This is a genomic window from Streptococcus sp. 10F2, from assembly GCF_054331515.2.
Genome location: NZ_JBTGGE020000030.1, coordinates 1 through 21,860 on the forward strand (window position 1 = coordinate 1; position 21,860 = coordinate 21,860).

General features: G+C 41.1%; 23 protein-coding genes and 1 other annotated feature. Of the genes, 2 read left to right on the forward strand and 21 right to left on the reverse strand.

Translation table 11 applies throughout. The annotated features are described in order from the left end of the window. Positions 1 to 170: 170 nt before the first annotated feature. From ACXM1Q_RS06020 to ACXM1Q_RS06030, 3 genes are all read right to left on the reverse strand, one after another. Positions 171 to 476 (reverse strand): CPBP family intramembrane glutamic endopeptidase, encoded by a 306-nt coding sequence (locus tag ACXM1Q_RS06020; protein ID WP_458517109.1) that lies wholly within the window; start codon positions 474 to 476, stop codon positions 171 to 173. Positions 477 to 547: 71 nt separating this feature from the next. Then, positions 548 to 1,570, reverse strand: a complete 1,023-nt coding sequence (locus tag ACXM1Q_RS06025) for an aldo/keto reductase (protein ID WP_458517111.1) — start codon at positions 1,568 to 1,570, stop codon at positions 548 to 550. Between the two features lie 583 nt (positions 1,571 to 2,153). Next, positions 2,154 to 2,408 carry a Blp family class II bacteriocin gene (locus tag ACXM1Q_RS06030; RefSeq protein ID WP_458517113.1) on the reverse strand — a complete coding sequence of 85 codons (255 nt, stop codon included), beginning with the start codon at positions 2,406 to 2,408 and terminating at the stop codon, positions 2,154 to 2,156. A 346-nt stretch (positions 2,409 to 2,754) separates the two neighbouring features. On the opposite strand from ACXM1Q_RS06030, the gene ACXM1Q_RS06035 reads away from it, so the two are divergent. After that, the gene (locus tag ACXM1Q_RS06035) at positions 2,755 to 3,111 is read left to right on the forward strand and encodes a winged helix-turn-helix transcriptional regulator (protein WP_458517115.1); all 357 of its coding nucleotides are present in this window, start codon (positions 2,755 to 2,757) and stop codon (positions 3,109 to 3,111) included. Positions 3,112 to 3,645: 534 nt separating this feature from the next. After that, complete coding sequence (locus ACXM1Q_RS06040; protein WP_458517117.1) at positions 3,646 to 4,488, forward strand: VOC family protein; 843 nt, start codon at positions 3,646 to 3,648, stop codon at positions 4,486 to 4,488. A gap of 42 nt (positions 4,489 to 4,530) precedes the next feature. Here the strand turns inward: ACXM1Q_RS06040 and ACXM1Q_RS06045 are convergent, their stop codons facing one another. From ACXM1Q_RS06045 to mvk, 18 genes are all read right to left on the reverse strand, one after another. Then, positions 4,531 to 5,316 (reverse strand): ABC transporter permease, encoded by a 786-nt coding sequence (locus tag ACXM1Q_RS06045; RefSeq protein WP_458517119.1) that lies wholly within the window; start codon positions 5,314 to 5,316, stop codon positions 4,531 to 4,533. Between the two features lies 1 nt (position 5,317). After that, positions 5,318 to 6,136 (reverse strand): ABC transporter permease, encoded by an 819-nt coding sequence (locus tag ACXM1Q_RS06050; RefSeq protein ID WP_458517120.1) that lies wholly within the window; start codon positions 6,134 to 6,136, stop codon positions 5,318 to 5,320. Position 6,137: 1 nt separating this feature from the next. Then, positions 6,138 to 7,124 (reverse strand): ABC transporter ATP-binding protein, encoded by a 987-nt coding sequence (locus ACXM1Q_RS06055; RefSeq protein ID WP_458517122.1) that lies wholly within the window; start codon positions 7,122 to 7,124, stop codon positions 6,138 to 6,140. A gap of 126 nt (positions 7,125 to 7,250) precedes the next feature. Then, a complete protein-coding gene (locus ACXM1Q_RS06060; protein ID WP_458517124.1) occupies positions 7,251 to 7,892 on the reverse strand; it encodes a putative quinol monooxygenase in 642 nt (213 codons plus the stop codon). After that, the gene (locus ACXM1Q_RS06065; RefSeq protein WP_458517126.1) at positions 7,889 to 8,794 is read right to left on the reverse strand and encodes an amidohydrolase family protein; all 906 of its coding nucleotides are present in this window, start codon (positions 8,792 to 8,794) and stop codon (positions 7,889 to 7,891) included. Before ACXM1Q_RS06065 ends, ACXM1Q_RS06060 begins: the two co-directional genes overlap by 4 nt. Before the next feature lie 369 nt (positions 8,795 to 9,163). Continuing rightward, positions 9,164 to 10,006 carry an alpha/beta fold hydrolase gene (locus tag ACXM1Q_RS06070; protein WP_458517128.1) on the reverse strand — a complete coding sequence of 281 codons (843 nt, stop codon included), beginning with the start codon at positions 10,004 to 10,006 and terminating at the stop codon, positions 9,164 to 9,166. A gap of 12 nt (positions 10,007 to 10,018) precedes the next feature. Then, positions 10,019 to 11,020: an NADP-dependent oxidoreductase gene (locus tag ACXM1Q_RS06075; protein WP_458517130.1), complete on the reverse strand. Its 1,002-nt coding sequence runs from the start codon at positions 11,018 to 11,020 to the stop codon at positions 10,019 to 10,021. 83 nt (positions 11,021 to 11,103) lie between these two features. After that, on the reverse strand, positions 11,104 to 11,535 hold the full coding sequence (locus tag ACXM1Q_RS06080; RefSeq protein ID WP_458517132.1) for an Rrf2 family transcriptional regulator: 432 nt from the start codon (positions 11,533 to 11,535) through the stop codon (positions 11,104 to 11,106). 112 nt (positions 11,536 to 11,647) lie between these two features. Next, on the reverse strand, positions 11,648 to 12,412 hold the full coding sequence (locus tag ACXM1Q_RS06085) for a hypothetical protein (RefSeq protein ID WP_458517134.1): 765 nt from the start codon (positions 12,410 to 12,412) through the stop codon (positions 11,648 to 11,650). A gap of 203 nt (positions 12,413 to 12,615) precedes the next feature. Continuing rightward, entirely contained in the window at positions 12,616 to 12,984 is a 369-nt protein-coding gene (gene rplL / locus ACXM1Q_RS06090; RefSeq protein ID WP_135038012.1) for a 50S ribosomal protein L7/L12, read from the reverse strand. A 61-nt stretch (positions 12,985 to 13,045) separates the two neighbouring features. Continuing rightward, positions 13,046 to 13,546, reverse strand: a complete 501-nt coding sequence (gene rplJ / locus ACXM1Q_RS06095; RefSeq protein WP_135038010.1) for a 50S ribosomal protein L10 — start codon at positions 13,544 to 13,546, stop codon at positions 13,046 to 13,048. 31 nt (positions 13,547 to 13,577) lie between these two features. Next, positions 13,578 to 13,749, reverse strand: a sequence feature (ribosomal protein L10 leader region). Between the two features lie 240 nt (positions 13,750 to 13,989). Next, positions 13,990 to 15,252 carry a hydroxymethylglutaryl-CoA reductase, degradative gene (locus ACXM1Q_RS06100; protein ID WP_458517147.1) on the reverse strand — a complete coding sequence of 421 codons (1,263 nt, stop codon included), beginning with the start codon at positions 15,250 to 15,252 and terminating at the stop codon, positions 13,990 to 13,992. 26 nt (positions 15,253 to 15,278) lie between these two features. Then, complete coding sequence (locus tag ACXM1Q_RS06105) at positions 15,279 to 16,451, reverse strand: hydroxymethylglutaryl-CoA synthase (protein ID WP_458517149.1); 1,173 nt, start codon at positions 16,449 to 16,451, stop codon at positions 15,279 to 15,281. A gap of 24 nt (positions 16,452 to 16,475) precedes the next feature. Beyond that, positions 16,476 to 17,660 (reverse strand): acetyl-CoA C-acetyltransferase, encoded by a 1,185-nt coding sequence (locus tag ACXM1Q_RS06110; protein WP_458517151.1) that lies wholly within the window; start codon positions 17,658 to 17,660, stop codon positions 16,476 to 16,478. Positions 17,661 to 17,760: 100 nt separating this feature from the next. Continuing rightward, on the reverse strand, positions 17,761 to 18,762 hold the full coding sequence (gene fni, locus ACXM1Q_RS06115) for a type 2 isopentenyl-diphosphate Delta-isomerase (RefSeq protein WP_458517139.1): 1,002 nt from the start codon (positions 18,760 to 18,762) through the stop codon (positions 17,761 to 17,763). Further along, a complete protein-coding gene (locus ACXM1Q_RS06120) occupies positions 18,759 to 19,754 on the reverse strand; it encodes a phosphomevalonate kinase (RefSeq protein ID WP_458517141.1) in 996 nt (331 codons plus the stop codon). The genes fni and ACXM1Q_RS06120 overlap by 4 nt, the downstream gene beginning before the upstream one ends. Beyond that, positions 19,744 to 20,697 carry a diphosphomevalonate decarboxylase gene (gene mvaD / locus ACXM1Q_RS06125; RefSeq protein ID WP_458517143.1) on the reverse strand — a complete coding sequence of 318 codons (954 nt, stop codon included), beginning with the start codon at positions 20,695 to 20,697 and terminating at the stop codon, positions 19,744 to 19,746. Before mvaD ends, ACXM1Q_RS06120 begins: the two co-directional genes overlap by 11 nt. Then, positions 20,679 to 21,554 (reverse strand): mevalonate kinase, encoded by an 876-nt coding sequence (mvk, locus tag ACXM1Q_RS06130; protein WP_458517145.1) that lies wholly within the window; start codon positions 21,552 to 21,554, stop codon positions 20,679 to 20,681. Before mvk ends, mvaD begins: the two co-directional genes overlap by 19 nt. Between the last annotated feature and the right edge of the window lie 306 nt (positions 21,555 to 21,860).

Consider the following 21,860-nt stretch of genomic DNA (forward strand, 5'->3'; position numbering starts at 1 on the left):
TCCAGAATTAAATCCCATTGAAAAAAGCTGGGCTATTTTAAAAAAATCAGTTACAGAATTACTTCGTAAAATGGACTCTATAACTGATGCAATAACATACTATTTAAAAACTAAATGACTATAAAACCGGCTTCTCTCCTATTAGAAGGAAAGAAGCCGATTGTATTTTATCAAGCTTTTTTAAAAGATAAACGTAAGTGATGAATACTCTGCTTTTTCTTCACCAAGCAATACAACCAATACAACATCGGGAAAATAGCAACTACTTTAACCACTAAAAGACCTGTATAGACTACCTCATTTTCCAAAATCGGTGGTAAATTGGAACTCAAATTATTGATAAAATGAATCATCATAGGGAACCACATATTTCTGGTTTCATTATAAACAATCCCTAAAATAATACCCAGGACAGCTGTATAAACAATTTGAATCGGTATTGAGTGCCACAATCCAAAATAAAACCCCGAAATCAAACTAGCCTCGGAAATTTGAAGAACAGTCGCAAATCAAGGAAGCAAGTAGATGATAGATAAAATAGAGCACCTCACTTCAATTTCTGAAGATCTTTTTTTGCCCCCTTGGCCAAAGCACCAACAATTTTGTGAGGAATGTATAAGGCGTCCAAATAGGCCATATCTTCTGGGGATAGCTCTAAACCAAAAGCTCCAAGATAATCCTCCAAATAAGCTTCTTTCGTCACACCAAGAATTGGACTGTGCATTCCCTTTTGCCAAAGCCATGCCAACGCAATCTGACTGCGGCTCCTGCCGTATTTGTCAGCTAATTCTGTCACACGCGCCACAATTTTCCGGTCCTCAAGCTCCGTACTATCATACTTAGCACGTGCACTTAGATCAGCTTGACTTCGTGCAGTATCCGCCGACCAATTACGCACAACCCGACCGGCTGCAAACGGACTATAGGGCACCAAAGCCACTCCTGTTTCCTGACAGAAAGGAATCATTTCCCGTTCTTCTTCCCGATAGAGAAGATTGTAATGATTTTGCATAACGGAAAAAGGAGTCCAACCCCTCTTGTCTGCCACATATTGGGCCTGTTGGAATTGCCAAGTATACATACTAGATGCCCCAAGATAAAGGACTTTACCTGAACGAACTAAATCATGGAGAGCCTCCATAGTCTCTTCGATTGGTGTTTCATAATCCCAACGATGAATGTAAAGCAGGTCAATGTAGTCTGTCCCTAATCGTTCTAGGCTCTTTTCAACCTGGTGGAAAAGAGCTTTTCGCGAGAGCCCCGTAGTATTGGCACTAGTGCTTTGTCCATCACCATAGAAAGCTTTGGTCGCAATTACTACCTCTTCTCTTTTAGCAAAATCCTTCAAAGCTCGACCTAGAATCTCCTCGCTAGAGCCATATCCATAAAAATTGGCAGTATCGAAAAAATTGATTCCCATATCCAAGGCCTTCTTGATAATCGGACGACTAGCAGTCTCATCCAGTACCCACTTAGCATGAAAACCACGCGCCGGATCGCCAAAGCTCATACAACCCAAGCAAAGCTTGGAAACCTCCAAACCAGTATTCCCTAATCGTGTGTATTCCATGACGAACCTCCCATTCTTACTGCTCTCAGTATAACGGGAAATAGGAGACGACGCAAGAGAAATTGTGATATTCCAGCGTAAATGATACACTTGATCACTACAACCGTAACAAATAGAATTTAAAAAACTGAACAAAGAATGACTTTCACATCACTTTCTGTTCAGATCTGTATTCTATGTAACATAGTATCCAAGGCTCGACACATTAATAGTCAAATATCCGATGCCACTTTGAATTCACTTCCCATTTCTCTTTTTCTCTATGTATTGATATAAAATGGCAAAAAAACACCCGATTGCAGCAGGTATAACCAATAAATCAATTAGTAAATCCATACAAGCTCCTTTCAACCTATCTAAATTTCACATTCAAAAAGCGAAATCCAGCCCCTCATAGAAGAAGAGCTAGATTTCACAAATACAATTCTCAACTTCAATTTTTATCTTTGCAATTTTTGGATTTTTTGTTTAACTTCTGTGGATGTGCTAGGAGCCAGATAAAGACAATAAATGTTCCTACAAATCCGTAAAATCCATGTTCAACGAACCATTTTAGAGTTTCCATTTGTAACTACCTTCCTACTTATCCCCACCAGCAAGTAGCGCCATAACCTGCAGCTGCACCAATACCACCTGCAATACCTCCGGCAACTGCTCCAGGGACTGCTCCTACAACGGGTAGGGTCACACTTCCACCAGTAGCGCCACCAATTGCACCTCCAACAGCACCACTGACAGCCGCATTCCCTGCACCACCCCAAGAGCAGCCACCTCCTAAAATGTCCATCATGACATCTAAGGTAAGCAGTTGAGCCTCATTGTAAGTAAAAGTAGTCATGGCAATGACCTCCTAAAGATTTATTTGTCAGGTAGCAACCCGACCCCTAGAGTTTAACACAGCTCCAGTACTTTCTAACCTGAATGTTCTAGAATGTTTTGAAAACGTCCTGAATGGCATTTTTTCGAATTACCTTATCTAAAATAAATAAGCTTATATCTTTTTGCCCCTTCTATATCCCCTTCAGATTGACTATCTACTTAAAAATCGTGAAAATATAGTATCTATATGACCTGATCGCCAAAGACTGACTTTTATGAGATAATAGACTACAATCAGCCAAACTAGAATTTAAAAATCAACGAATACTTCGACAATAATCATATCGCATTTAGGAGTTTTTACGATGCCCAATTACCATACTGAAAATATTTACACTTGTCCCTACCTAGCGACTCAAAGCGTCCTATCAGGAAAATGGAATATCTTACTCCTACACCATATCGAGGAAGGGCCAATCCGTTTCAATGAACTGCACCGTCGCTTAGAAGGAATTTCCCAAGCAACTTTGACCAAACAGCTCCGTCAACTAGAAACTGACGGTCTCATTCTGCGGAAAGTATATGCCCAGGTACCCCCTAAGGTTGAGTATGAATTGAGCGACATTGGACGTGAATTCAAGCAGGTTTTGGGGCAAATTGAAGTGTTTGGGGAAAAGTACATCGATTTTCTTAAAACAAGAAAGCCAAAAGCGGCGCATTAAGTTCCTCAAAAAAGACCGTTCCAAAGTTTCTAAACGGAGACTGGAGCGGTCTTTTCTTATCTAGATTTGAAAAAAGACAATAAAATATCAGCTAGAATAGAAGTCAGTGTAAGAATCCATAAGACACGACAAAGATTTTTTGTACTTCGACCTCTCGAATCAAGGACTGGTAAGAAAATGACCTATAGGCGTTACGACTAAAAGGGGCAGGTATTTCCTCTAAATAACGATTTATCAACTGAGAATCTGATATTTAGAATTTACCATAACTCAGGAGCTTTCTAACCCAAATGTTCTAACATATCGTGAAAACATTCTGAACGGTTAAAAATCTAAGTTCACGTCTGAACTTCTAATTTTTAGTTAGTGAAAATTCTTTGGAACTGCTTGAATGATAATCCAAATTCCTGAGAGGTATTTCTCTTTATCCCCATTACTTCACTAAAAGATAGTATCTTTCATAAAAAATCGTACTTGTTTTTTCTTTTGTATAGGATAAAATGATAGACATAGAAAACCTCAAAGGAGAAGGATATGTACAATTCAGAATTTGAATTGGGAGCTGTTGCTCTCAATGTCCGTAATCTTGAACTTCAAAGCCTCTTTTACCAACAAATCCTTGGTCTCAAGGTGCTATCTGAAACACCTGATCAAGTTGAGTTAGGAGCTGACGACTCGATTTTAATCCGGTTGTTAAAAACAGAACAAGAAGGGGAAGTTGCGGATAGCTACGGTCTCTACCATCTGGCCATTGTACTACCAAGCCGTGAAGATTTAGGAACCATTCTACGCCACTTTATTGATAATCAGATTCCCCTACAAGGGGCCAGTGATCATGGCTATAGTGAAGCTATTTACTTAGCAGATACGGAAGGCAATGGAATTGAAATTTACCGGGATCTTCCGCAAACAGACTGGGATATTCGTGAAGATGGTCGGATTGTCGGCGTTACCGAACCGATGGATGCAGATACTATTTATAGCCTCGGCCAAACAACTGAAAATGGTTACCAGATACCTGCTGGTAGTCGGATGGGGCATATCCATCTGTCTGTCAAACAAAGTGAAGCCGCTAGCCGCTTCTATCAAGAGGTTCTAGCCCTTGAAGATAAATTCTCCATGCCCACAGCTTCCTGGTTAGCTTCTGGTTCTTACCACCACCACCTAGCTGTTAATGAATGGGGAGGTAAAAATCTGAACATGCGTCGGGAAGGTTTACCGGGGCTTGCCTATTACACAGTTATCTACAAGCAGCCTGAACATTACCAAGCTACCCTCGCACGCGCCCAAGCCGCTGGTCTCGACCTCGAACAAACTACCAATACGATGACCTTTGTAGATGTGGACGGCATTAAAACTCTACTCCTTTTAGCATAAAAGAATTTCCCCTCACCGGTTGAACAGTGAGGGGCTTTTAGGCTAGGATCCAGCACTTTCATAAGCATCGAGGCCCTTCTTCCATATTTTTAAAGATAGGAAAAAGAAGATGATTGAAATTAAGAAAAGACCCCCAATATTGAACCAAACATTGGTCCCCTTTAAAAAATAGCTAGCTGGATAATAGGCGGTAAAAGCAAAGGGAACTAGGAAGGAAAGAAACCACCGAAAAAGCGAGTTATAAATAGCGAGTGGGTATTTGGCAAAATCATTAAACATGTAAAAGATATAAATGATGGCCCCTGATTGCTTGGTCCAGAAAGAAATCGAAGCTGTCGCAATTTTCAAAGATGTATAAATTAAGGTTGCAAAAGGAATACTAAGTACAAAAAGAAAAATCTTAGTTCCTGTCCATGAAATACTTGGAACCGATGTCGAAAGTAACAGTATTCCAACCAACAATTCCCCTAAAGCATCTACTTGAAATTTTTCAACTAAGATATGAAATAAGGGATTGAGAGGCCGGGTTAAATATTTATCAAACTCACCCTTTCGAACCATCCATATTCCCAAATTCCACAAATTATCAAAAAACAGATGATCAATCCCCTTGGGAATCAAGGAAAAGCCATAGATAAAGGCTATCTGCTGAAAAGTCCAGCCCTTAAGAGCAGGAATAAACTGAAATAAGACCTGAAGAAAGAAGATAGTTAGACCTTGCGCTAAAAACACACCTAGGATTCCAATCAAAAAATCTGCCTTGTATTCCATCATTTGCTTCAAATGCTGCCGGATAAAAATTAGGTGCATACGTTGATACTTCTTCATCCTAACCTCCTTGAATGATGATATGAGATTGGATGCATTTCCAAATTAATTGAGAACAAGCAACCATGACCAATAGCCAAAAGACCTGCAAGCAACAAGCTATGACCACTTGCTCCAGTGTGTATTTACCAAGTAGAATCATCACAGGAGTGTAGACCAAGGATGAGAATGGTAAGAGTTGAAGCACATCTGCTAACAAGGGAGGTAAAAAAGCTAGGGGAAGCAGGCCGCCTGATAAAAAGGCTACCAAGGAATTCTTTAACAGATTGGTTCCCCAGAGATTCTTTAGAACAAAAGCTGAAAAACCAAAACACAAATTAAAATAAAAATTTATCAAAAAGGCCAAAATTAAACTAAGCAAGTAGACAAAACTGACCAGTACAACCTGAACAAAGGGCGTTCCTGTTAGCAGTTGAGTAATAGCTACCAAAGCCATGAAAGGAAAGCCGATTGTCACTAAGAGGATCCACTTACTTCCAAGTTCCGTAAAAAGAAAGGAAGTCGCAAAGTGAACAGGCCGAAGCAAGCGCATCACAATGGATCCCTCCCTCACTTCTTCTCCAATCATAAAATACGAATCGGATTTGATCAGTAAGGTGGTTACAAAACTCATTAGAATATATAGGGTCATATCGGTTCGATCAAAGCCTCGAATCAGAGCCTGCGAGGATGCATCAAATACCGCCTTCCACAGATAGAAAGCGACAAAGGCTCCCATAACATCACCGATACGCCAAAGAAAAAAATTTAACCGATAGGTAATCATCTCCTGCATTCCTGCACTGATAAAAGGCTTATACCGTCTCCACAATTTAGTCATGCTAGAGCTCCTTTCGATAGAAGCGACGAATAATTTCTTCGATGCCCGTGTCTGCCATTTTCAAGTCTCGAACCGCAAAATCTGAAAAGGTAGCTTGAATCAAATCAGCAGTTTGGTAACGTGAACTGTCATATTGCATGGTCAAGAACAGTTCATTCCGATCAATCTGGATATCTGGAAGTCCCATAAACCTCGATTGTTGTTCTCCTTGTCCTGGATAGAGTTCAAAAATCAAGTTTTTCATTTTTCCAAATTGTGTCTTGAGTTGATGGACTGTCCCATCAAAAATTTCCTCCCCCTTATCAATCATAAAAATACGGTCACACAACTGCTCAATATCGCTCAAATCGTGAGTTGTTAAGAGAATAGTTGTTCCTTCCTCTTGATTAATCTGAGTGATAGCTTTCCGGATATTGTCTTTGACAGAGACGTCCAAACCAATGGTCGGTTCATCCAAAAAAAGCACCTGGGGATTATGCAGCAAAGAGGCCGCAATATCCGCCCGCATCCGTTGTCCCAAGGACAAGGTTCGCACGGGATCTTTGATAAATTCCTTTAAGTCGAGAACTTCATTTAAGAACTCCATCCGTTTTCGGAAGGCCGCATCTGGTACATCGTAAATTTCCTTTAGGACTGTATAGGTTTCCTGCAGGGCCAAATCCCACCAGAGTTGAGTCCGCTGACCAAAAACAACCCCGATATCTCGTACATACGATTGCCGGTTTTCTTGAGGAATCTTTCCATTAATGCAGCAATACCCCGATGTTGGCTTGAGAATCCCCGTCAACATTTTGATGGTCGTGGATTTACCGGCACCATTAGCTCCAATAAATCCCAAAATTTGCCCCTTAGGTACCTCAAAGGTTAAACCTTTAACTGCTTCAAAGACCTCTTTTTCAGGTCGTACAAAGGACCGAATGGCTCCTTTTAAACCAGGCTCTTTTATCGTCTTGACAAACTCTTTTCGCAAATCCACTACTTCAATCATAGCCTTTCACACCTCCTTAAAATATAGGTTTAGAATATATGTGAAAACGCTTCTTTGAACATCAGTATACACCTTTTCTATAGAAAAATACACTAGAAATAAAACGCTTTCTAGTGTACTCTTTTCTTATCTCAGTTTTCCTTGACTCATACTGATATCATTGATCAAATCCATTCGTTGTTTGGCAACAACTAGGTCTTGAGTTTCTACCAAATAAGTTTGGAAATGCTCGCTCTGACAGTGGGCTTGGTAAGCTTCTGGACTGGCATAAACTTCAAAGAAATACCAGACTTGTGGCTGTTCACAATCTTTAACCGCATACATTGCTAAGACTCCCTCCTCCTCGTGTAAGGAGGTTCTCATGTTTTTTAAGACACTTTGTTCAAAAACTTCCTGGTCTTCTAGCTTAATCTCTACTTGGGCAAATCTCAAGTCATGATCGTCTGGCCCAACCCAGCTATTTGAAACTAATTTTTCCTTAAGGAAAACAGGGGTTACCTGGTAGGCCTTCCGTTCGCTTAGTTTCGACCCTGCCTTAGAAACATAATTTTGATAATGCTCCGATGCTCGGTGGGTGGCATAAGCTTCTTCCCCTTCATACACTTCAAATACAATATAAGCTCCTGGTTGATCCGCACGTTCCGCAACAAACATTGCCAGAGTCCCAGATTCTACACGGTGAGAAGTCTTTACATTGTGAACCCCAACCTCATGTAAGAGCAGCTGATCCTCAGCATGAACGCCAATCTGAAATACATTTACTCTCATTCAATCATTCTCCTAAAGTTTTGGGAAAAAATGGCATCCTTGTCCTGGTCAGCAATTGGTAACTGACTAATGGCCTCCACAATCACTTCAGTGGCTCCAGCCGGTGCGATGCCAAGAGGAGCGTCCGTGCCAAAGAGGACATGATCTGAGCCAAAGTACTCCAGTGTTAACTCAAGGGCCTTAGGATTTCCCAAAATAGCCGTGTCGACATAAAACTTGTGAAAATCCGCAACTTGCTCCGGTGGTAAGATATACTGAATCCGCTCACCAAAGAAAGGCACCATAGCTCCTGCATGATGAACAATGATTTTCAAATTCGGAAAATCTTGGAAAATCCCTGCCTGCACCAGCTGTAACATGGCCTGGGTTAATTCATATTCCCAAGAAAAAACAATGTTATTATCAGGCTTGCGCTCATCAAAAATCGGATGCAACCAAATCGGTAATCCCAAGCGATGACAGGTTTCAAAGATCACCCGATAAGACATATCCGCAATCGACTTGCCCAAGGCACGTGTGAAAAGCTGGACTCCTACCAATTGCTCAGACTCCACAAGCTCGTCGAGAATCTTCACAGCCTCCTCCAGATTATTCATTGGAATCATGGCGACACCAGCAACATACATATCTGCCTGATGAGCCACTACTTCTGCCAATTCAGCATTTGCCTCACGACAGAGGCTTGCAGCCTGAACTGGATCCACATAATCTTCTGGATTGACATTCACATAAGAAATAACCTGCCGGGTCTCCCCATCCCAAAATTTCCGCCGTTGCTTCAAATCCGTCAATAAGGGATGTTGGATAAAAGGGAAGATTTCCGGTAGTTGCGGATGAATCTCCAACATTTTCTTGTAAAAATTAGGCAATAACACATGGGCAAATACATCAATTTTGGACATCTCGTAAACTCCTTCTCCTATTATCTTACAAAAGGACACTTGCATCATTGGTGACTCTTAATAGTTCCTAAGACTTCCTTGTTATTCCCACTTGGCAACTCTCAAACGATCTTATTGTTGACATAGACGGAGATTTCCCACATAACCGTCAGCCTCCCTTAAGTATTCGCTTTTAAACCAAACGCTTCGTTCCAAGAATCGAGCCATCCTAGATTACAAAACCATTATACACCAAGTATAGAAATCAACATCCACTTACAACCATTTTTATATAGAAGGTCATTTTCCCAGTTAGACATTCAAATCTACTAGTTTGAAAACACAGGAAATCCCCGCTACTTCTAGAGTTACGGGGATCCTTACTTTGGATTATTTATCTTCCTCTAGAAAAGCTAGGACTTCTTTTGAAAATTCTTCTGCATACTGAAAGATTGATCCGTGACCTGCATTTGGATAGATGATAAGTTGGCTATTTTTGATCTTCTCATGCATGATATAGGAATTTTCAGTCGGCACCTGCATATCCTTATCACCATTAACAATCAGAGTTGGTTGGGTGATAAAGCTCATGTTATCTTGAGATTCTTTCCCCCAACGTTTAATCGCCTTCAACTGTGTCAAAAATCCTGGGACATTCATATCCTTATCTGTATCAACAGCTTTCCTCTCTCCCATACGATTCAAAACTTTTTCTGCTTCTAGACGACCTGCTTCATCATGATTGTAGAAAATGTAGCGTTTTGGATCCACACGCTCTAGGCCAGCTTTCAGCATATAGCGAAAGGTTTTTCCTGTTACCTTATCAACTTCAACACCGCCACGAGGACCTGTTCCTGCAAGAATCAAGCGGTTGACCAAGGAATTATCAAGACGGACGATTTCTTGGGCAATAAAGCCACCCATAGAAAGGCCGAGCAAGTTGATTTTCTCATGCCCCAAAGCCTTGATAATCGCAACGGCCTGCTCTGCCATTCCTGGAATAGTAGGAGCTACCTTGCCTTGACTCGCTCCGACTCCAGGTAAATCTAGGACGATGATATGCTCTTTTTCCGCCAGTAAATCTAATAATTGGGGATCCCAGTTGTCCAAAGTTGCAGCCAAATGGACTAACATGACTAAGGGCAGTTTGGACTTGCCCTTGCCTAGTTCACGGTAGGCAATCTGATTGCCAGCAACAGTAATGTATTGATTTTTGGTTGTGATATAAGACAATAAGTACTCCTACTATTTAAAACTGAGGACTGTTTTTCCTCGTGAGCGGCCATTGGCTACCTTATCTAAAGCTGCATTAACTTCTTCAAATGGGTAAACCGTATCAATTGATGGTTTGATCTCAAGCTTGCTGAAAATATCTGCTACCTCTTGCAACTGCTGGCCATTGCTTTCTACGAAGATGAAATGGTAGTTCACACCGTAGCTTTCCGCCATCTTGTCAAACTTGCGACCGACCAAACCAAAGAGAAATTGTTTCCATTTTGGTAGATTCATACGTTTGGCAAAAGCTCCATTTGGCATGGCACGAAGAGAAACCAGATGTCCACCTTTCTTCATGATTGTCATTTGCTTCTCCGTCTCAGCTCCACCTAGAGTATCCAAAACATAGTCAATTTGGTTAAGAGTTTGTGTGTAGTCTTCTGTTTTGTAATCAATGAATTGATCAGCTCCTAAGGCTAGAACACGTTCCGCATTCGCTCCATCACCATTGGTAATAACCCGTAAACCTTTTGCCTTGGCAATCGGAATAGCCATCCCACCGACACCACCTGTTCCACCTGAGATAAAAATCGTCTTGCCTGCCTCTGCCCCCATCAACTCTAGAGCCTGCATAATCGTGAGAGCCGTTAGAGGGACTGCAGCGGCTTCAGTATCAGAGAGATAGGCAGGTACCTGAGCTAATGCCTCAGCATCAACAGCCACATATTCTGCAAAAGCTCCGATACTGTGCAAAGGAAGTCGGGCAAAAACTCGATCTCCCTTCTTAAATTGAGAAACTCTTGCTCCAACTTCTTCGATAAAACCAACTACCTCATTACCAGCTGTCTGTGGTAATTTATAGGGAACAATCATCTTAACCTCACCACGAGAAATCATATTGTCCAAGGGATTAACACCGGCTGCGGTAACCTTGATCAAGACCTGATTTGCTGCTAATTGCGGTTTCGCAATATCAACCAGCTTGAGTTCGATTGTGTTTTTATTGTAAATTGAGTGTTGTGCTGCTTTCATATTTCTCTCTTTTCTAATCCTTCTTGTTCTTGTATTTGATACAATTCTATCTTGCTATTCATAAAATCTGACCTGCTAACAAGTCAGATACGGCGTTTATTGGCAGTTTGATACAAATTATCAATAACATCGTCCAATGTCTTATTCGATAATTCCTGCTCCAAATACTTCTCAACATTTGAAAAAATTGGTGCCATCGCTCCTTCAATATGCTTGCCGACGGGACAATCTCGATTAACATTTTGATGAATAGGAAAAAGACTGATACTATCAATATCTTGTGTCGCAAAGTAGATCTCTTTCAAGGAAATCTCGACTGGTGTCTTACTGAGTTGATAACCCGTTCTTCCTTGATGGGATTGAATGAGATCAGCATTTTTCAACAACGCAATCACTTTACGAATGTAACTAGCATTGGTTCCAACACTTTCTCCTAAAGCTTGAGAACTGAGCATTTCCTTACTCTCACTAATCATGGTTAAGATATGAATAGCAACCGAAAATTTAGTATCCATTATTCTTCCTTCTCTTTATCTTGTATCCGATACAACAACAAGTCTACCATAGAGTAATCTTCTTAGCAAGACTTTTCTTTATTTTTTCAAAAATGAACAAATAAGGGTTGAATTATTGACGTTGTCCATCTAAGACAAAAGAGAGAGTCTGATCAATATGGTAGGCATGAAGAGCAGAAGCATAACTTACTAGCTCAGTATTTAACTGTCGTGCTAGATTCTCATAGAATTCCTGACGAGCAGTTTCATTCGCAAAACCAATAATAATAGAAGCATGTAAATGCTCTTCCTTAGGATTATCATGAGCGACATTTGGGGTATCCCAAGTAGCCTTATTCCATGGTAGATAGACTTGCGAACGAACCTCCGTTACCCCAGAGACTTTCGCCAATTGGCTTGCCATTGTATCATTGACAAAGGCCTTGAAACTCCCACTGCTTACTTTGTCCTTTCTACGAATATAGAGTACATCTCTCAGTTTTGTCTCCTGTTGACTAGCCGTAGTATACCAACGTGAGCTATAAGGAAATCCCATATGCATCAAGGTCCTACGAAAAACATTGACTTCATCCTCAAAAGCAAGGGCAGTCTGATGACGACCACCGATTGGAGCCAAGAGCTTCTGATAGGTGACCTCTGCAATCCCATCAATACGACGATCCTCAGAAACAACAGTTTCTAGTCCTTCTATCTGCGGCCAAAAACTATGTTCCCTCTCACTCAAATGCTGCTGACGGTATTCCAGCAGACCGGGTGAAGCTGCGATAATCTGAGCATGACCACCACTCCAGTAGTCCATCCCCTCCTGACGAGGTTTGTCTTGACGCATCCATAATAAAATCGAAAGTGAAAAACGTTTCTCAAAATCGTTTGCCATAGAAATCTCCTTTTGAACTTGTACTTCATACAAGAACAAGTCTATCAAATAAATTCCTTGCCCGCAAACGATTTGCTTATTCATTTCAGATAAAGATATAAAAAAGACCCCTCCAAAATAAATTTTGGAAGGGATCTCGTAATCGATTTTGATTAAAGCTAGAAGCTATAGCTTCGCTTTAATAATCTCGTTACAATACTCTATTATTTAAGAGTTACAGAAGCACCAGCTTCTTCCAATTTAGCTTTGATTTCTTCAGCTTCTGCAGTTGCAACGCCTTCTTTAACCATTGCTGGAGCTCCGTCTACAAGCTCTTTAGCTTCTTTAAGACCAAGACCAGTGATTTCACGTACAACTTTGATTACGCCAACTTTTTTGTCGCCAGCAGAAGTCAATTCAACGTCGAATGAATCTTTAGCAGCACCTGCATCAGCAGCACCTGCTGCAGCAACAGCTACAGGAGCAGCTGCAGTTACACCAAATTCTTCTTCGATCGCTTTTACAAGATCGTTAAGCTCAAGGATTGAAGCTTCTTTAATTTCAGCAATAATGTTTTCAATGTTCAATGCCATTGTGATTTCCTCCAAAATAAATTTTTAATAATTGTATGTCTAATAGACTAGGCAACTTGGATTAAGCTGCACCTTCTTTGTCGTCTGCAACTGCTTTGACTGCAAGAGCAACGTTGCGAACTGGCGCTTGAAGTACAGAAAGGAGCATTGAAAGAAGTCCTTCGCGGTTTGGCAATGTAGCCAAGGCCATGATTTCATCTTTGCTTGCAACAGCGCCTTCAATAGCACCACCTTTGATTTCAAGTGCTTCAGCTTCTTTAGAAAAGTCATTCAAGATTTTTGCTGGCGCAACAACATCTTCATTTGAAAATGCAACTGCAGATGGTCCAACAAAGACATCTTCCATTCCTTCAAGTCCAGCTTTAACAGCTGCACGACGAAGAATAGAGTTCTTGATTACTTTGTACTCGACTTCGCTTCCGCGTAGGTTACGACGAAGAACTGTATCTTGCTCTACTGTCAAACCACGAGCGTCCACAACGACGATAGATGCAGCAGCTTTCATTTTCTCAGCAACAACATCTACTAATTCGGCTTTTTTAGCAATACTTGCTTCACTCATTGTATGTTTACCTCCGTTTTTATTTTGCTTGGGATAAATAAAAAATTCGCACCCAAACCTAGACACGAAAGTACAAATCGTTATGATCCTTCTTGATTTTTCACTGAAATGAAAAACTTAGATTATGGAAATACGTTTTGTCCTCGGTAGGATTTTTATGAGTTGAACTCCCCTACTGTCTTAGGCAGTTTTTTCAAACCGTTAATAATCTTAACACATTCCTTTTTAGAATGCAACACTTTTATCAAAAAAAATTAAAAAAGAGACGACAAGGCGTCTCTAAAGATGTTTCAAGTATAGATTACCTAGGAAATTGTCAAGCTGAACTGATCTGAAAGTCATCATAGATAACGTTTTGTGAAAAGTATTTTTACATCATATATATGAATCAATCCAGTCTCCGTAAAAAAACTCATTTTCCAAGTACTGATTCCAGCTCGTATTCACTGATTTCTCATGTCTTTTAGCAATTCCTTAGCTAATTGCAAATTTGGCTGAGAACTTTTTCGCAATGCGGCCACCAAATCAGGAACTTCCTCAACTTGGGCACCTGCATGTAAGGCTAGCGATTGAAGCTGTAATTTCATATGCCCCGATTGAATCCCAGTTGTCACTAAGGCTCTTAAGGCAGCAAAATTTTGACAAAGACCGACAGAGGCAATGACAGCCGCTAATTCTTTGGCGGTCACTTGTCCTAGAATATCGAAAGAAACAGAAACTTTGGGATTTAGGCCAATGGAACCTCCTACAGTCGCAATAGGTAAGGGAATCGTAAGCTCTCCCACAAGGTTCTCCCCTTCAATCTTCCAAGTTGATAAACCTCTGTAAGCTCCATCTCGGCTAGCATAGGCGTGGGCACCAGCTTCAATAGCACGCCAATCATTCCCTGTTGCCACAACAACCGCGTCAATTCCATTAAAAATCCCTTTGTTGTGAGTTGCCGCTCGATAGGGATCTTCTTGAGCCAACAAGCTAGCTAAGGCTATTTTTTTAGCTAAATGGAGAGCCTCCTCTTTGTTCATGGCAAGATGAGCAATCGGAATTTGACAACGGCTATTTACTAATGAATCCGTAGCATAATTAGACAGAATCCCCATCAATGCCTGACCCTGACTGATAGACTCTAAAGGCTTCTTAAGAGCCTCCAACATAGTATTCAAGATATTAGCTCCCATAGCTTCTTGAACATCTACATGGAGATAGACAATCAGAAATACTCCTTTGATCTCAACTGTCACCCGACGTGCTCCTCCACCTCTTTTAACTATGGAAGAATAGGCTTGATTGGCTATCTGAAGAAGTGCTTGTTCTTCTTTCTGGATAGATTCTTTGGCTCTTTCAACATTTTCCACTTCAAAAAGTGCCACTTGCCCAATCATCTGGCGTTTGTGAATACGTGTTTCAAATCCGCCTGAACGACCAATCATTTTTGCTCCAAAAGATGCCGCTGCCACAACAGACGGTTCCTCTATTACCATTGGAACTGAATAACGATGGCCATCTACACAAATCTCTGGCAATACCGCAAAAGGAAGAGAGAAGGTCCCTAGATGATTTTCAACCATCTTTCCTGCAATAGTTTCTGACAGGTTGGTATCTTCTACTAAAGTAGCCAAGTTCTCCTCTGTCAGCATTTTTTCTTTGTGTAGAATTGCAATTCGGTCCTGTCTTGATTGCTTATAAAAACCTGAAAACATTAAACTAATTTCCTTTTCTAAAAGGGGACTGGAATCTAAATTCCGCCCCCTTTTGATTCATGATAAATCCGTTTAAACTCGACTACTTTCTCTAAAGCGTAAGGACTTTCATCTGGGGGTAGATTGATGGAATTACCAGCTGTATCCAAAGCAATCTCTTCAAAAAAGATTTTTTCATACTCCTCAACTGAAATTTTTATCCGTTTGTTTAAATCAGCCAAGCGATCCTCTTGGAGATAATTCCTATAGCCCTCTACCAAGTAACCACTGAAAATTTCACAAACAGCGCCACTTCCATAGCTATAGAATAAGATTTCATCCCCAGCTGTGAGTGATTGAGAATTTTCAAGCAAGGATAAAAAGGAAAGGAAAATCGATCCTGTATAAATATTCCCAACCACTTGATTGTAGATAATCGCCTCATGGAAACGCTCAGTGAGACGAATCAGAGTTTCTTCATTATCAGCAATGGCACGCAACCCTTTTAACCCCTGTTTCGGGAAGGGAATATGTAAACACATAGCCGCAAAATCTTCAAGTTTCTTGCCAGTCTTGTTCTGGTAATATTCAAAGGTGGTTGTCAAACAGTCTGTATACTGCTCCGTTGAGTATTTACCGTCCACACGTGGGTATTTATCATCATTGGGTCTCCAAAAATCATAAATATCTCGTGTTTGGAAAACATTATCTGAATTTAGAACCAAGATGCTTGGATCTTCTGTTACAAGCATCGCCACAGCGCCAGCTCCCTGAGTTGGCTCACCACCTGATGCAATACCGTATTTCGCAATATCACTCGCTATCACTAACACTTTTGACCCAGGATTCTGAGCAATATGCGTTTTGGCAAGACTGAGACCCGCCGTTGCCCCATAACAAGCTTCTTTCATTTCGATTGAGCGAGCAAAAGGTTGAATCCCCAGTAGACCATGAATGACTACAGCTGCTGCTTTACTCTGATCCACACTCGACTCCGTCCCGACAATAACCATATCAATGGCCTGTTTGTCTTCTTCCGTCAAAATCGATGCAGCAGCTTGTGCCCCGAAGGTAACAATATCTTGTGTTACGGGAGCGACTGCCATCTCCGACTGAAGTAGTCCAATCTTAAATTTATTAGGATCGACATTCCGAGCTGCAGCTAAGTCAGCCAAATCCAATACAAATTCTGGAACCGCAAAGCCAATCTTATTAATTCCGATTTTCACCATATCTTCTGTTTTGACTCCTCATTAACGACCTTGTCCATTGGAAATAATCAAGGAAATTCCTTGACCACCTCCAATACAAAGTGAGCAGAGTCCTAACTCCTTTTCTTGTTTCAACAATTCATGGATGAGCGTCACCAAGATACGACTTCCACTAGCGCCAATTGGATGTCCAAGCGCCAGAGCCCCACCATTCACATTTACTATTTTTGAATCTAGCTTGAGTTCTGAAATAACAGGTATCGCTTGAGCCGCAAAAGCCTCATTCAACTCAACCAAGTCTAGATCCTCAGTCGTCAAGCCCACTTTCTCAAGTGCTTTACGAGTTGCTGGAACCGGTCCTAAGCCCATATAGGCTGGATCTAGACCGCTTGTTGCATAGGACTCTATATAAGCTAGAACTTCTACGCCAAGTTCACGTGCCTTTTCCTCAGACATTAGTAATACTAAGGCACAGCCATCATTAATTCCAGAAGCATTTGCGGCAGTGACAGTTCCATCAGGTTTAAAAGCTGGGCGTAAAGTTGCCAGTTTTTCGATTGGAGTTAAGCGAGGGTATTCATCTTCTTGAAAAATACGCTCCCCCTTTCTCTCCAAAATGGTGATGGGAACAATTTCTTCCACAAATCGTCCATTAGCAATGGCTTTAGCTGCTTTTTCTTGACTTAAATAGGCAAATGAATCTTGTTCTTCTCGACTAATGTCAAATTTTTCTGCAATATTTTCAGCAGTGATCCCCATATGAATGTCTTGAAAGGCATCTGTTAATCCATCATTTAATAGGGAGTCTACCAAGGTCATGTTCCCAAATTTATTTCCAAATCGACTGTCTTTGGAGAGATAGGGAGCCTGACTCATTATCTCAATACCACCGGCAACAACAACTTGATTGTCTCCAAGTAAAATTGATTGTGCTGCTAGAAGGACGGACTTTAGACCAGAACCACAAACCTTATTAACTGTATAGGCAGAGGTAGTTTCTGGGATTCCAGCACGAATAGCTATTTGGCGAGCAATATTTTGACCATGTCCAGCAGATAAGACATTTCCGAAAATGACTTCATCCACCAGCTCAGCTGGTATATCTTTTTTCTCCAAGGCCGCTCGCAAGACCTGGGCTCCTAAATCGGCTATCTCAATATCTTTTAAACTACCTCCAAAACTACCAATGGCAGAACGATAGGCAGCAACGATAGCTACTTTATTCATCATAACACCTCAATCAGATGATTTTGAACCCAAAAGTTCAATTCTACTATTATACCACTAATTTTCAGAGAAAGAATCATTCTCTAGACCTAGATAGGTATCATTTCTCATCGTTCTGGTTAGGGCTTAGCCTCCCATGTAAGATATAGTCAACTGATCTCAATTCCTCAATATTCCGGCAGTTTAGGGCACACAGAATGATTCGTAAATCATCTTTCCACTCATTCACAATTTCAATAACCTGCTCAACGGTGTAGCGCTCCACTAAGTCTAACACTGTTCGTGACAGTCCTACTGCTCGAGCACCTAAAACCATACATTTGACCATATCCAAGGGATGTCGGACCCCGCCTGATGCTAAGATTTCAAGCTCATCCGTCAACGATTGGGCATTTAGTAGAGCCTGTACTGTACTCTGCCCCCAATTATCTAAATAACTCCGTTTGCCGCTTCGCTGGTTTTCAATATAAGCAAAATTAGTTCCACCACGCCCTGAAATATCAACTGTTCGAATCCCCATATTCAATGCCTTTTTCATGGTTTTGACATCCATTCCAAATCCAACTTCCTTAAGGATAACGGGGACAGGAATCTGCTGGGCATATGCTGCTAAGTTCGATTTCCACGATTGAAAATGGCGTTCTCCCTCCGGCATTAGTAGCTCCTGCATCACATTCACATGAACTTGTAAAAATAGGGGATTCATTTCCTCTACCGTCTGCATTCCTAATTCTACGGGCTTATCTACACCAATATTAGTCGCACAGAGCAAGTTTGGAAACTCTTCTTTGGTTGGATAAGAATGATCATTAGGATTCTGTAAGGCCGCACTATAAGATCCCGTAACCATAAGAATTCCTGTAGCTTCCGCTACTTGAGCTAACTTGCGGTTCACACCAGCAGCTTTTTCTGAACCACCAGTCATTGCATTAATAAAGAATGGGAATTCGAAATCCTGGCCTGCAAAGTGGGTCGAGATGTCAATATCTGCCAAGTCAAAATCCGGTAAAGAAGAATGGATTAATTCCATATCGTCAAAACTATTATAGGGTGATTGGTAAGCAAGTGCATGTTGGAGATGATCATCCTTGCGATTACTCATGATAGGTCCTCCTGGTACAGTAGTTGAATCCCAACTTGCTCCCAATCTTGGAGCAACTGGTCTAAATCCTCTTTATCAAAGACAAAAGCTATTCCACAATCGCCACCCCCAGCTCCAGAAGACTTAGCAACAGCGTCATATTGACTGGCAATGAATTGTAATTGAGAGAGCTTTGGGGTATAGATAGCAGGACTGAGATTCTCTAGCAACTCACTGATTTGATGCAGACTCTTTTTGACTCCTGCACGATCTCCTTTTAGAAAAGCTTCTTTACAACTTAGAGTTGCTTGATTCGTTGCTTTTAAAAATTCAGAATCAATTTTCGCTTGCACCTGCCGAATCAAATCTCTAGAAATAGCTGGTTGTCGTGTCCAGCCCACTAAAAATTGACAGGGTAGTTGGGGAGTTAGCACTTCAATGTGATACCCCCAATCCAAGTCGAGTGTTTCCTGTAACGAATGATTTTCTAGATAAAGGCGTACCCGCTTTCGATCAAAAGATTGAAAACTAATAAAGGCATCATAAGCTATACAAGCCAAATCTCCCATCGACCCATTATCTCCTCGAGCCAATAAAACATAGGAAGCTAGACGAAAAAGGAGGTCTGGAGACAGCTGAATCCCTGAAAAAGATGCCAAGGCTTTCAAAACCAGGATAGTCACCGATCCACTTGACCCAATACCATATTTCAGGCCATCCTCCCCCATCTTCCCTGAAATTTTCAACTCAAATGGAGGGAGCTCCACCAAATCTATCCCTCTATAACGAGCCCAAACTCTGATGGTATCCTGGATAAGGCTGTAATTCTGATCTGCCTCCATTCCAACCGAATAATCAAACAGATCAGAATAGAGTTGAATCTGCGAAGACGGACGAATCTGTGCCTGCATGTAAATAGGGATATTTTTTATTAAAGCCGTTTGTTTGGGAGTTAAAATAGCATATTCACCAGCTATATAGAGTTTCCCACAAGAAGTTACCTTAATCGTCATGACTTGGGTCCTTTGTTCCTGAACTGATTACTCGATAGCCATAATCCTTTTCAAATATCTGACTTAAGTTTAGCAAATCGGATTCCTTACACAGTACTTTAACATTAGGACCGGCGTCCATGGTAAAGTAACACTCATGGCCTTTTTGACGCAAGCTTTTTACCAAATCCATCGCCTTATAGGACTCCGGTGTTAAATAGTTAAAGGATGGGGTCGCATATTCATTCGTCCGGTGCATTGCCAAGGCATTTTTCTCAGTCAATTGCCCGACTTTATTAAAATCATTCTCTTTCAAATACTGAAGCATGGCCTGGTAATCTTTCTCAGACTGAGCAATCCATTCCTGGAACACCGTTGAAGTGCTACTTGCAATTTTCATCCCTTCACGGCTAGAAATTGGTTTTTTGTTGGAATCCAGAACCAATAAAATCATTCCCAATTTTAAATCTGTTTCTACCTGATAAATCTCGCCAGAATCCTTATCCCAAGCAGCGATAGGCCCAAAGAAAGAGCGTGAAGAAGAACCTGATGCAAATTTAGCTTTTTGAGCCAACTCAGATCTACTGTAACCCGTTTCAAATAATTGATTACAGGCCTTTACCAAAGCAGATAGGCCACTCGAACTAGATGACAAACCTGCAGCAGTAGGCATATTGTTACATGTCTCAACTTTCACATAAGTGTCAGGATTGCTACGATACTGATCAATGACTGCCGAAATTTTACGATGTTCCACTTCATCCTGTAAGACACCATTAATGTAAAACAAGTCCTTATTCGTCTCAGCAGGTAAAAAACTGGCAGTTGTCGTAGTATACAATTGGTCGAGTGTTAGTGAAATACTACTAGTTGATGGAATCATACGTTCTGCATCAGCCTTCCCCCAATATTTGACAATAGCGATATTCGCATAGGATTTGACTGTTACACTTTTTCTATCCATATCTGTTGAGCTCCTTTTTCAAATAATTTTTCACGAATCACACGCGCATCTTCCAAATTAGCTGCAAGAGCTATAACACAGCCACCAAGACCACCACCACTCATTTTAGCTCCCAGAGCACCGGCAACTCGGGCCTCCTGCACCAATTCATCTACAAAAGGTAGACTAACACCAATAGCCATCAATTCTTTATGAGCTAGGTTCATCAAACGTCCGACTTCACGGCTCTGATGTAGCTGAATAGCAGCCTCAGCTTGCTCAGCCAATCTTCCCAAAGTTACTAGATGGGGACGATTCATCTCCTCAAATCGTGCTACCTTATTAACGGCTTCACGAGTATGCCCCTGAATACCTGAATCCGCAATCACCAAATAGGCATCCAAGGCGACTTCTAACCTGTCAAATCCAGTATCTCTACTAAATTTGATAGGTGTATCAGACAGACATGTTTTCGCGTCAAGACCACTAGGATTGCTGTGGGCAATCTTTTCGGCTTGATGGACTAACTGCTCTAATGTTTCTTCAGACAGGGATTCTTCAAAATAAGCATAGACCGCTCTAATAGCAGCTATCGATACAGCTGCTGAGGATCCCATTCCTCGTTTTTGAGGAACCTTTGAAGCGACTTTATAAGATATCTTGGCCTCCAACTGATTTAAGGAAGAAAGAGCCGCAAATACGGCGGTTGAGAGGGAATCTTCAAAATCAAATGTTAGCACTTGACTAGCAGGTTGAATCCTGCAAATAGCCTCAATTCCTAGTAAGGGGAGCGCAATAGCTGAATAACCATACACTACTGAATGCTCTCCCATCAAAATAATTTTACCATGGGAACAGCCCATACCCCTATCTAACATTCCTTACCTCACATCCAACTAGTTGATTATCCCTTTTATTATATCATGCTTGCAGCAAACTCTAACAGAGCAACCCATTTTCACACAGTAACCGTCTTAAACCATTTACAGTTTCCACTTTATGAAATCTCCCTTGAGATAAAAAGAAAAGGCTAGGAAAACTATCCCTACCTTTTCAAACTCCCGAGTTTATCAGTTTATGTTGTAGCCGATCCAGTTCAATTACTTGATAGAACTGGATTTTTTTAAAGCTCTCGTTAGATTTTGTTTGTGTTGTATGCAGTTGTATGATATAATGGAAACATG

Coding starts and splice junctions, on each gene's coding strand:
- ACXM1Q_RS06075 (WP_458517130.1), bottom strand. CDS start 11,020: ATGAAAGCAGCACAACACTCAATTTACAATAAAAACACAATCGAACTC.
- rplJ (WP_135038010.1), bottom strand. CDS start 13,546: ATGAGTGAAGCAAGTATTGCTAAAAAAGCCGAATTAGTAGATGTTGTT.
- ACXM1Q_RS06035 (WP_458517115.1), top strand. CDS start 2,755: ATGCCCAATTACCATACTGAAAATATTTACACTTGTCCCTACCTAGCG.
- ACXM1Q_RS06045 (WP_458517119.1), bottom strand. CDS start 5,316: ATGAAGAAGTATCAACGTATGCACCTAATTTTTATCCGGCAGCATTTG.
- rplL (WP_135038012.1), bottom strand. CDS start 12,984: ATGGCATTGAACATTGAAAACATTATTGCTGAAATTAAAGAAGCTTCA.
- ACXM1Q_RS06120 (WP_458517141.1), bottom strand. CDS start 19,754: ATGACGATTAAGGTAACTTCTTGTGGGAAACTCTATATAGCTGGTGAA.
- ACXM1Q_RS06085 (WP_458517134.1), bottom strand. CDS start 12,412: ATGGCAAACGATTTTGAGAAACGTTTTTCACTTTCGATTTTATTATGG.
- ACXM1Q_RS06065 (WP_458517126.1), bottom strand. CDS start 8,794: ATGTCCAAAATTGATGTATTTGCCCATGTGTTATTGCCTAATTTTTAC.
- mvk (WP_458517145.1), bottom strand. CDS start 21,554: ATGTTAGATAGGGGTATGGGCTGTTCCCATGGTAAAATTATTTTGATG.
- ACXM1Q_RS06110 (WP_458517151.1), bottom strand. CDS start 17,660: ATGAATAAAGTAGCTATCGTTGCTGCCTATCGTTCTGCCATTGGTAGT.
- ACXM1Q_RS06060 (WP_458517124.1), bottom strand. CDS start 7,892: ATGAGAGTAAATGTATTTCAGATTGGCGTTCATGCTGAGGATCAGCTG.
- ACXM1Q_RS06080 (WP_458517132.1), bottom strand. CDS start 11,535: ATGGATACTAAATTTTCGGTTGCTATTCATATCTTAACCATGATTAGT.
- ACXM1Q_RS06055 (WP_458517122.1), bottom strand. CDS start 7,124: ATGATTGAAGTAGTGGATTTGCGAAAAGAGTTTGTCAAGACGATAAAA.
- mvaD (WP_458517143.1), bottom strand. CDS start 20,697: ATGGATAGAAAAAGTGTAACAGTCAAATCCTATGCGAATATCGCTATT.
- ACXM1Q_RS06050 (WP_458517120.1), bottom strand. CDS start 6,136: ATGACTAAATTGTGGAGACGGTATAAGCCTTTTATCAGTGCAGGAATG.
- ACXM1Q_RS06030 (WP_458517113.1), bottom strand. CDS start 2,408: ATGACTACTTTTACTTACAATGAGGCTCAACTGCTTACCTTAGATGTC.
- fni (WP_458517139.1), bottom strand. CDS start 18,762: ATGAGTAATCGCAAGGATGATCATCTCCAACATGCACTTGCTTACCAA.
- ACXM1Q_RS06025 (WP_458517111.1), bottom strand. CDS start 1,570: ATGGAATACACACGATTAGGGAATACTGGTTTGGAGGTTTCCAAGCTT.
- ACXM1Q_RS06040 (WP_458517117.1), top strand. CDS start 3,646: ATGTACAATTCAGAATTTGAATTGGGAGCTGTTGCTCTCAATGTCCGT.